Source organism: Candidatus Infernicultor aquiphilus, from assembly GCF_002784285.1.
GTDB classification, from domain to species: Bacteria; Atribacterota; Phoenicimicrobiia; order Phoenicimicrobiales; family Phoenicimicrobiaceae; genus Infernicultor; species Infernicultor aquiphilus.
Genome location: NZ_PFKO01000381.1, coordinates 1 through 8936, shown reverse-complemented (window position 1 = coordinate 8936; position 8936 = coordinate 1). Strand labels below are relative to the sequence as shown.

The window sequence follows — 8936 nt, the reverse complement described above, 5'->3', positions numbered from 1 at the left end:
ATAATTTATTTTGTTTAAAGCAATTTCTATCTTTTTTTATGAGAGAAAATTTTTTAATAATATAGTTGGATAGATATTTATTTATAAACATAATTTAAATTTATGATTTTATAAAGAATTTCTTCTCTGTCTATTATAAGATGATATTTATCAATTTATTTAATCAATATATAAGGTTGGTGTTTTGCAGTGCTTAATAAATATAGTCAAATAAAAGATTATTCCAAAATACCTGAATTGTGTCCAATTCCTAATTTGTTAGATATACAAAAAAAGTCTTTTGAAGAATTTTTACAGAGATTCACTCCACCTGATAAAAGAAAAAAACAAGGATTAGAAGAAGTTTTCTTAAATATTTTTCCTATTCAAGATTTTACCGGTAATCTTATTTTAGATTTTATTAGTTATTCACTAGGAGAATGTAAAGATTCTGATTATGGATGTTTGGAGAAAGGTGGAACGTATTCTGCTCCTTTAGAAGTAAAGATAAATTTAATTAGTAAGAAAACAGGTGAAATTAAGGAGCAAGATGTCTTTATGGGTGATTTACCCCTTATGACTGAAAATGGAAGCTTTATTATTAATGGAGCAGAAAGGGTAATCGTAAATCAATTAATAAGGTCTCCTGGAATTTATTTCGATGAAGAAAAAAATGAGAGTAGTAATATATTATTTAAGTTTAAAATTATACCTAATCGAGGATCTTGGTTAGAATTTGGGTTTGATTCTTCAAATATGATTTATGTTCGGATTGATAAAAGAAGGAAAATTCCAGCAACTACTCTATTGAGGGCATTAGGATATGAAACCAATGGAGAAATTATGGAGCTTTTTGATGAAGAAGAAATTATAAAAGCAACTTTAGAAAAAGATAATACAACTAACGAAAGAGAAGCTTTAATAGAAATATTTAGGAGATTAAGACCCAGTGAACCTCCCACTGAAAGAAATACCCGTCAATTAATTCATAGATTACTCTTTGATCCTAAAAGATATGATTTAGCCAAAGTCGGAAGATATAAGATAAATAGGAAATTAAGTTTCGGAGATCGAATATTAAATAAAACTGTTGCTCATGATATTTTTGATCCTGACAGTAAAAAAATAATTATAAAAGCAGAGGAGAGAATTAACCAGAAAGCATTTTCTATAATAATAAAAGCAGGAATTGAAAAGGTAAAAGTATTAAATTCCGAAAATGAAACAGTAACTATTTTTAACGAAAAAGACGAATCTTTAATGCCTATTATAGATAAACTAAGTGATGGAATTAATGAAAAGATCATAGATACGACTATTGTTGAAGATATAATTAATCAAGCAAGCGGAGAAATAATCTGTAAGGCAGGTAGCGAGTTAAATAGTGCATTACTGAATAAAATAAAAGAATATAAAGAAAAAATAAAAGTAAAAAAAGGCTATTCGTTAACCAAAGAGGATATTGTAGCTTCTTTAAGATATTTAGTTAATTTATATAGAGGAATTGGGTATATAGATGACATTGATCATTTAGGTAATAGAAGAGTAAAGACAGTTGGCGAGTTACTACAGGATCAATTTTATATTGGATTAACCAGAATGGAGAGAGTGATTCGAGAACGAATGACTATCCAACCTGATGTCTCTGCTATTACTCCTCAAGCCTTGATAAATGCGCGGCCCTTATTAGCTACTATTAGACAATTTTTTGGGAGTAGTCAGCTTTCTCAGTTTATGGATCAGACTAATCCTTTATCTGAAATTACCCACAAAAGAAGGCTATCTGCTCTAGGTCCAGGAGGTTTAACCAGAGAAAGAGCTGGCTTTGAAGTAAGAGATGTTCATCACACTCATTATGGAAGAATTTGTCCAATTGAAACTCCTGAAGGCCCTAATGTTGGATTGATTGGATCACTTTGTATTTATGCAAAGGTTAATGAATTAGGATTTATTGAAACACCCTATTTTCGAGTTATAGACGGAAAGGTAACTAATGAAATTGCATACCTCTCTGCTGACGAAGAAGATAAATATAAAATTGCTCAAATAAATATAAAAATAAATGAAGATAGTAAAATATCACAGGATAATGTTCCTTGCCGATTTAGGGGAGAAATTATTGAATGTTCTCCTCAAGATATTGATTTTATCGATGTCTCTCCAAAACAAATAGCCAGCATTTCAGCTAGTTTAATTCCTTTTTTAGAACATGATGATGCGAATAGGGCTCTAATGGGCACTAATATGCAAAGACAATCTGTACCTATAATAAGGACTGAAATTCCTTTAGTAGGAACAGGGATGGAGAATAAGGTAGCTATTGATTCAGGAGCGGTTGTTGTTTCTAAAGATGATGGAATGGTGGAAAAAGTAAGTGCGGATAAGATAATTATTAAGTGTTCCAATAATACTATTAAAGAATATTCATTAAAGAAGTTTGTACGTTCTAATCAAGGAACTTGTATAAATCAAATACCTATTGTAGAAAAAGGGGTAGTAGTTAAAAAAGGTGATATCATTGCCGATGGACCTTTAACTTCACAAGGATGTCTCTCTTTAGGGAGAAATATTTTAATAGCTTATATGCCTTGGGAAGGTTATAATTTTGAAGATGCTATTTTAATTAGTGATAAATTAGTTAGGGAAGATATATTTACCTCCATTCATATTAGTGAACATGAGTGTGCAGCACGAGATACCAAATTAGGACCAGAAGAAATAACTTGCGATATACCTAATATAGGGGAAGGTAATTTATCTAATTTAGATGAAAGTGGGATTGTCCGTATTGGAGCAGAGGTAGAATCGGGTGATATTTTAGTAGGAAAAGTAACTCCCAAAGGTGAAACTGATTTAGGACCTGAGGAGAGATTATTAAGAGCAATTTTTGGAGAAAAAGCTCGGGAAGTAAGAGATACTTCTCTTCGTGTTCCCCATGGTGAAAAGGGGAAAGTTATAGACGTGAAAGTGTTTTCAAGGGAAAATAATGATGAACTTTCTCCTCCCGGCGTAAATAAATTGGTAAAGGTTTTTATTGCTCAAAAAAGAAAGATTTCAGAAGGGGATAAGATTTCAGGAAGACATGGGAACAAGGGAGTCATTTCTAAAATTCTACCGGAAAATGATATGCCTTTTATGGCAGATGGTACTCCCATAGAGATAGTATTAAATCCTTTAGGGGTACCTTCTCGAATGAATGTAGGACAAATTTTAGAGGTTCATTTGGGTTGGGCGGCTAAGACTTTAGGGTTTAGAATTATTACTCCCATTTTTAATGGAGCAAAAGAAGAAGAAATTAAACAAGCTTTAATAGAAGCGAAATTACCTAAAGATGGTAAAGCTATTCTTTTTGATGGCAGAACAGGTAGACCATTCGACCAAAAAGTGACAGTAGGCTATAGTTATATTTTGAAGTTAAATCATTTAGTAGATGATAAAATCCATGCTCGATCTACTGGCCCCTATTCTTTAGTTACTCAACAACCCTTAGGAGGAAAAGCGCAATTTGGAGGACAAAGATTTGGAGAAATGGAAGTTTGGGCTTTAGAAGGCTATGGAGCTGCTTATAATCTTCAGGAAATGTTAACCGTAAAGTCAGATGATGTAACAGGAAGAATTAAAACTTACGAAGCTATTGTTAAGGGAGAGAATATCCCTGTACCCGGAATGCCAGAGTCATTTAAAGTTTTAATTAAAGAATTGCGTAGTTTAAATTTGGATGTAAAAGTTTTAGATTCTCAGAACAAAGAAGTAGAGATTAAAGAAGATATCGATTCAAAAGATGAAATTAATGAAAATTTAATGAAAGAAATAAATTAAAAACAGTGAATAGTGAATAGTATATAGTATATAGTAATAAAGACAGTAATAAGTAATATGTAATGAGTAATAAGTTGTAAGTATCAGATTTCAAGTTACAGATTATTAATTAAATTTAATAAACAAACTAACAAAATACTATATACTAACGACTATTCACTAACGACTAATTCGCATTTTATATTTAAAGCTAACGATTATTTACTAACGATTAAAATAGGGGGCAATTATATTGGGAATTTCGGGGAATTTTAAATCCATTAAAATCGGACTGGTCTCACCAGAGGAAATAAGAAAATGGTCTCATGGCGAAGTTAAAAAACCAGAAACTATAAATTATAGAACTTTAAAACCAGAGAAAGATGGTTTATTCTGTGAAAGAATATTTGGACCGGTTAAAGATTGGGAATGTAGTTGCGGAAAATATAAAAGAATAAGGTACAAAGGGGTAATTTGCGATAGATGCGGAGTCGAAATTACTAAATCTATCACCAGAAGGGAAAGAATGGGACATATTGAATTAGCCTCTCCTGTTTCCCATGTTTGGTATTTTAAAGCTATTCCCAGCCCATTATCTTTACTTTTGGATGTACCTCCTCGTAATTTAGAAAAGATTTTCTACTTTGCCCCAGACCGAAGGAGAGAACAGCTATTCGAAGTAGTTGAAAGCGATAATACTGGTTTAGAAAAAGGAGATATTATTTTAGATCTAGAATATCGTATTCACAAAAAATATAATGAAAAATTGAAAGCTGAGCCAGTTTATCATATTAATAAAATTAAAATATTTCCTCATAAAATAGGTGATTTAATTTTAGCTGAAGAGGATCAGGAACTACAGAAAAAGTTTGGCAAAGTATTTTATCAAAAAGAGTTATTATTCACTGTAGAAGAAGGAGAAATTAAAACAGAAGAAATAATTGAAGAAACAGTAGAAGAAAAAAAAGAAGTTAAAAAAGAGACTTTAGAAAATAAAGAAGCGAAATATCGAATTACTAAAATTGATGGTCTAATTTCTGAGAGTAATTTAAATAGATTAGAAGAAGAACAAAGTTTATCTTTACAGGCAAAATTAGATACTCAAAATATTGAAGAGTCTTGTTATATAGTAATACATCCTGGGAATACTTCTTATAAAAGAGGAGAAATTATTTTAGAATTAGAAAATACTCTTTTAAGCCATTACGATTCTGAATTTAAAGCTGGAATAGGGGCGGAGGCAATTAAGGAGTTGTTACAGGAATTGAATTTAGATAAATTAGCTTTAGTGCTTCGGGAAGAATTAAAAAAATCCAGTGGTCAAAAAATGAAAAAATTTATTAAAAGATTACAGATTGTTGAAGCATTTCGAAAATCTAATTATAAACCCGACTGGATGATATTAGATGTTATACCAGTTATTCCTCCAGATTTAAGACCTATGGTCCAATTAGAAGGAGGGCGCTTTGCTACTTCAGATTTAAACGACTTATATAGAAGAGTTATAAATCGAAATAATAGATTAAAAAGATTGTTGGAAATAGGAGCACCGGAGATTATTATCAAAAATGAAAAGCGTATGTTACAAGAAGCAGTAGATGCTTTAATAGATAATGGAAGAAGAGGACGGGCGGTACTTGGTGCTGGGAATAGACCCCTTAAGTCATTAAGTGATATGTTAAAAGGGAAGAAAGGTAGATTTAGACAAAATCTTTTAGGTAAAAGAGTGGATTATTCCGGAAGATCGGTAATTGTAGTAGGTCCGAATTTAAAGTTTTACCAATGCGGATTACCTAAAAAGATGGCCTTGGAACTGTTCAAACCATATGTAATGAGAGAGTTAGTTACCCAAGATTTAGCCCATAATATTAAAACTGCTAAAAAAATAGTAGAGAAAGAAAAACCCGAGGTTTGGAGTATATTGGAAGATATTATAAAAGAACATCCTATTTTACTAAATCGAGCTCCCACTTTACACCGTTTAGGAATTCAAGCTTTTAAACCTGTTTTAGTAGAAGGAAATGCAATTCAAATCCATCCCTTAGTTTGTGCAGCTTTTAATGCGGATTTTGACGGTGATCAGATGGCAGTTCATGTTCCTCTTTCACAGGAAGCTCAAGCTGAAGCAGAGGTTTTAATGCTTTCTTCTAATAATATACTCTCACCAGCTAATGGTTCACCCATAGCCTTGCCTAGCCAAGATATAATTTTAGGATGTTATTATTTGACTATGCGGGGAAGTGGAGAGAAAGGTGAAGGCAAAATTTTTGGTAATTCTAATGAAGCAATAAGAGCTTATGAAGATGGAATTGTAGGTCTACACGCCAAAATAAAATATAGACTACATAACTCTTTAAAAGATACCACCATTGGTAGAATTATTTTTAATGAAGTTCTTCCTAATGATATGGAATTTGTTAATTTAACTATAAATAAAAAATCTGTAGAAAAGATCATATCTTTTATTTACCGAAAATATGGAGCAGAATTAACTGTTGAAAGTTTAGATAAGATTAAACAATTAGGCTTTAATTTTGCTACTTCTTCCGGGATTTCTATAGGAGTAGTTGATTTAGAAATACCTTCCGAAAAAAATAAGATATTAGAGGCGGCCGAAAAAGAAGTAGATAAAATTCAAGAACAATATAATTATGGATTAATTATGGATGATGAGAGAGAACAAAAAATTATAAATGCCTGGACTAAGGCTGCTAATGAAGTTGTTGATGCTATTTTGAGAAATTTAAGTAAATTTAATCCTTTATACATTATGGCTGATTCTGGAGCTCGAGGAAGTAAACGTCAGATTGGCCAATTAGCTGGTATGCGAGGTTTAATGGCTGACCCATCGGGAAAGATTATTGAATTCCCTATTAGATCTAACTTTAGAGATGGTTTATCAGTGTTAGAATATTTTATTTCTACCCATGGAGCTCGAAAAGGATTAGCAGACACTGCTCTTAGAACTTCAAAATCAGGATATTTAACTAGGAGGCTAGTCGATGTTGCTCAAGATGCAATTATTAGGGAAGAAGACTGTGGTACAAATGATGGAATAATTATCAGGGCTTTTCAAGAAGATGGTAATATAATTGAAACTTTAGAGGAGAGATTAGTAGGTAGGATAGTACAAGAAGATGTAATAGATCCTAAGACAGAGAAAGTTTTAATTAAATTGGGAGAAGAAATAGATGAAGAACAAACTAAAAAGATCGTTGAAGCGGGAATAAAAGAGGTGAAAGTTAGGTCAGTTTTAACCTGTAGAGCGGAACATGGAGTATGTGCTAAGTGTTATGGTAAAGATATGGCTACTGGAAAATTAGTAAATATTGGTGAAGCCGTGGGAGTTATTGCAGCTCAATCTATTGGAGAACCAGGAACACAATTGACCTTAAGAACTTTTCATACTGGAGGAGTTAAAATAACTGGAGAAGATATTACTTTAGGTCTTCCTCGGGTGGAACAACTTTTTGAGGTAAGAAGACCAAAAAAACAGGCCATAATTAGCGAAATAAATGGAGTAGTAGAAGAAATTGTTAATGAGAACAATAATAGGAAGAGGGTGGTAATTAACCCCGAAATACCAAAAGAAGATAAAGCTATTACTGAAGAGAAGAATAAAATCTATAATATTCCTCCTGATTTAAGATTAATAGTAGAAAAAGGACAAAAAGTAAGCGCTGGAGAAAGGTTAACTATCGGGTTTGTTGATCCTCATGAAATTTTAAAAATTCAGGGAATTAAGGCGGTTCAAGAATATTTGTTAAAGGAAGTACAAGCAGTCTATAGATCCCAAGGAGTGAATATTAATGATAAACATATTGAAACAATAATTCGTCAAATTGCTCGTTTAAATATGATTTATGTTAGATCAGCTCGTGACTCTGAATTACTATCTGGAGAATTAGTATATATATCAGACTTTGAAAAAGCTAATAGAAAAGTAGCAGAACAAAACAAAGAAATTGCCAAGCAAAATAGGGAATTATTAGAGAATAAAAAGGCTATCTCCTCATTGATAAATAATAAGACAGAAGAGGTATTAGTAAAAAAAGGAGAAATTATCACTAATAAAATTATACCTAAAATTGAAACTAATCAATTTATCACCTTAATGGTTGAAGATCAAGAAAATAAGAAATATGCCATCGTTAGAGGAGAAGATTCTTTTATAGAAAGAATAACTGATAATATTTTAATTGATGTAATTAAAGATAATATTAAAGCTGGAATGGAAATAGATACTTTAGGTGATTATAAAATAAATGTTAATAAAATTATTAGTAAAGAAACAGCAATAGATATTGCTGATAGTGGTATTAGAATGATAAGTTGTATTAGACCAAATATTTATGAAAAAATGGAAGGGAGAATTATAGCAGAAAATATTATTGACCCGGAAAATTCCCAAATATTGCTAAGTGAGAACAAACAACTTACTTCTTCGGAGATAGATAAAATAATAAAAGCCAAGGTAAACGAGATAAAGTTATGGGAAGAAGTTAAGGAGATATCTATAAAAGATGGACTTATTAAATTGGTTAAAGATGAAATTATTGGTCAACCTATTGCTCAAGATATTAAAGATCCAGTAACTGGGAATATTATTGCAGCTAAAGGTCAAATAATAAGTAAGAATTTAATTAAAAAAGTTCTATTAGCTAAATTAAGTGACTTACCTTTAGAAGATGGAAGATATTTTTCCTTAGAAGGCAGAACTTTAGAATTTATTTATGATAAAGTAGCCGGCAAGATTGCTGCTTTAGATATTTTAGATCCAGAAACAGGTAAAATTATAATAAGTGCAGGTAAAAAGATAACCAAGAATGATGCTACAGAAATTTGTAGCAAACATTTAGATTTAATAAGAGTAAGAACAAATAATAAGGCCACCTGTTTTGATATAATTGAAAATGTAGGATTTATTAGAAGAAAGAAGTTTCCGGCTGTAGGAATGCCTATAATTCAAGGGATTACTCAAGCTTCTCTTTCTACCGAAAGCTTTCTTTCTGCTGCATCATTTCAGAGAACTATCCATGTTTTAACTAATGCTTCTATTAAAGGGAAAGAGGATAAACTTTATGGTTTAAAGGAAAATGTTATTATTGGCAATATTATTCCTGCCGGGACAGGTTTAAATAAATACGGAGGAATAGAAG

2 protein-coding genes are annotated in these 8936 nt (G+C 31.4%); both read left to right on the top strand.

What is annotated here, in order from left to right; translation table 11 throughout:
• The first annotated feature begins 189 nt into the window (after positions 1–189).
• Positions 190–3798 carry a DNA-directed RNA polymerase subunit beta gene (gene rpoB / locus COZ07_RS10620; RefSeq protein WP_406608537.1) on the top strand — a complete coding sequence of 1203 codons (3609 nt, stop codon included), beginning with the start codon at positions 190–192 and terminating at the stop codon, positions 3796–3798.
• Positions 3799–4030: 232 nt separating this feature from the next.
• Positions 4031–8936, top strand: a 4906-nt coding sequence (gene rpoC / locus COZ07_RS10615; protein WP_406608536.1) for a DNA-directed RNA polymerase subunit beta', incomplete at its 3' end; no start/stop codon positions are given.